At 40.8% G+C, this 2,269-nt stretch carries 2 protein-coding genes; both read right to left on the bottom strand.

Features of this window, described 5'->3' with window-relative positions; translation table 11 throughout:
* Positions 1–127: 127 nt before the first annotated feature.
* The gene (vat(E), locus tag CP367_RS01315) at positions 128–772 is read right to left on the bottom strand and encodes a streptogramin A O-acetyltransferase Vat(E) (protein WP_089143697.1); all 645 of its coding nucleotides are present in this window, start codon (positions 770–772) and stop codon (positions 128–130) included.
* Positions 773–882: 110 nt separating this feature from the next.
* Positions 883–2,058 (bottom strand): IS256-like element IS1310 family transposase, encoded by a 1,176-nt coding sequence (locus CP367_RS01310; RefSeq protein ID WP_002328814.1) that lies wholly within the window; start codon positions 2,056–2,058, stop codon positions 883–885.
* Positions 2,059–2,269 lie beyond the last annotated feature (211 nt).

The following is a 2,269-nucleotide window of genomic DNA, read 5'->3' as shown; positions in this document are numbered from 1 at the left end:
CAAGAATTTATACTGAACCGTATTTTTTACTGGTATATCATATCTATTATTAATAAATTGGATTCACTAAATAGTAAAGGCCGTGTAAACAATCATTCTTGGATTGCTTGCACGGCCTTTTTTGCTTTTATTTTTCCATTAAACTGTTTATCAATTCAACTGTGGGCGTTGTTTGCATTAGTTTAGGAACATTAACAGTTATCCATTCAACATCTTTATTCCACCATGCCAGGTTTTCTAATGCTTGAATAACTTCTGGTTCAAATCTTGGTTTGATGAGTTGAATTGGATTGCCACCGACAATTGTATATGGAGCGACGTCTTTTGTTACGACACTATTTGCTCCGATAATGGCACCGTCACCTATTTTTACGCCTGGTAGGACGGTCACATTTTGCCCAAACCACACGTCATTTCCGACTACAGTATCACCTTTCAACGGCAAATCAGTCAGTTCAGGAGTATATTTCTGCCAATCGCCACCCAAAATATTAAATGGATAAGTTGAAATACCTTTCATTACGTGATTGGCACCGTTCATAATAAATTCAATACCACTGGCGATAGAACAGAATTTACCGATGATTAATTTGTCGCCTAGAAATTCATAGTGATGGGTAACGTGTTTCTCAAAATCGGTGGGATTTACTGGGTCATCATAATAGGTGTAGTCCCCAATTTCAATATTGGGACTTTTGATCACGTTCTTGATAAAGACAACCTCTTTGATGGCTGGATTGGGATAAATTGCATTTGCGTCAGGTATGGTCATGTTAGTACCTCCGAATTGAGTTATTTGATTTTAATTATAGTCTAGAAGATTGGTAGCGTCAAGAATCTTGTGTAAATGAAATGCCTTCGTACATATAATATGTAACTAACTCAAATAAATGATGCTTCCAAGGTGTCCTGGAGTCCTTTAAAGCCTCGGTGGATCCGCTTCAGAGACTTCTCGTTATAAGCATTAAACTGAGAAACCAGGAATCGATCCAGTGAATCTTCCGTTGGAAATTGTTCTTTGCGGTGGGTGGTGCGCTTGAGATGCTTGTTAAAGTTCTCAATCAAGTTAGTGGAGTAGAGTGATTGCCGAATGGCTGGTGGAAAGTCCATGAAAGTGAGCAGATTCGGCATTTTAAGCAGATCTTTGATTAACTTGGGATAGGTACGATGCCAGTTGTTGGCGAACTCATTCAGTTTCAGTTCGGCTGCTTCACGATTGGCAGCCCAATGAACTTGTTTAAAGTCATTGATCACGGCCTTACGGTCTTTCACCCGAACTTTGTTTATCAAATTACGCCCAACATGAACCAGGCAACGTTGTCGTTTAGCTTTGGGAAAATGCCGATTTAAACCTTCATCCAAACCAACTAACCCATCGGCCACAAACAACAGCACATCTTTGACACCTTGCTTAATCAGGGTTCCCAGTAATTCAGTCCAGATCCCAGTTGATTCCGTCGGCGCCACTTGGTAGTTCAGCACTTCTTTCGTACCATCTGGACGAATGCCAATCGCAATATGAACCGCTTCTTTTTGAACGGTATCCCGCTTTAACGGCAAGTAAGTGGCATCTAAGAAGATAGCCGCATATTGTGAAGCCAGTCGACGTTGCTGGAAAGCTTGAACCTGTTCATTGACGGCTTTAGTCATGTTGGAAACCGTGGCTTTGGAGTAGTGAGCACCGTACATATTCTCAATGAGTTCGGCAATTTCAGCAGTGGTAATTCCCTTGGTATACAACTGAATAACCGTTGTTTCTAAATTATCACTGTGCCGACCGTAGGCTGGCAAGGTATGATTTTCAAACCGGCCATTGCGATCTCGAGGAATGGTTAAGTTAAGTTGGCCGTACTTCGTATCAAACGAGCGCTCATAACTGCCGTTGCGGTTATTACCAGTGTTAATCCCAGCGTATGAGTAGCGTTCGTAACCCAAAAACTCTGCCAATTCAGTTTGAAGCAGCTGGTTGATGGCGATTTCAAGGTGGTGACGAAAAACTTCGTCCAAATCTTGTTTTTGGGCTAGTGCAGCGATAATTTCTGTGGTAAGTTCATTCATGGGGAATGCCTCCTGTGATGTTTTCTGTGGTTACTAAATATCATAAGGGAAGGCATTCCCTATTTCTATACAATTTAGAAATCTTTTGTGCGTTTACACAAGATATTTTACGCTCTCCAATCCCAAGAAGCCATTGATAAACGAAATGAGAAATTGACCCATTATTTGACGGAAGAATTGCAGGTATTAAAGGTTCAGTATAAATTCTTGT

The sequence above is a fragment of the Lactobacillus sp. UMNPBX16 genome (assembly GCF_002553775.1).
GTDB classification, from domain to species: domain Bacteria; phylum Bacillota; class Bacilli; order Lactobacillales; family Lactobacillaceae; genus Lactobacillus; species Lactobacillus crispatus.
This window is presented reverse-complemented; position numbering and strand designations above follow the sequence as displayed.

Coding starts and splice junctions, on each gene's coding strand:
- CP367_RS01310 (WP_002328814.1), bottom strand. CDS start 2,058: ATGAATGAACTTACCACAGAAATTATCGCTGCACTAGCCCAAAAACAA.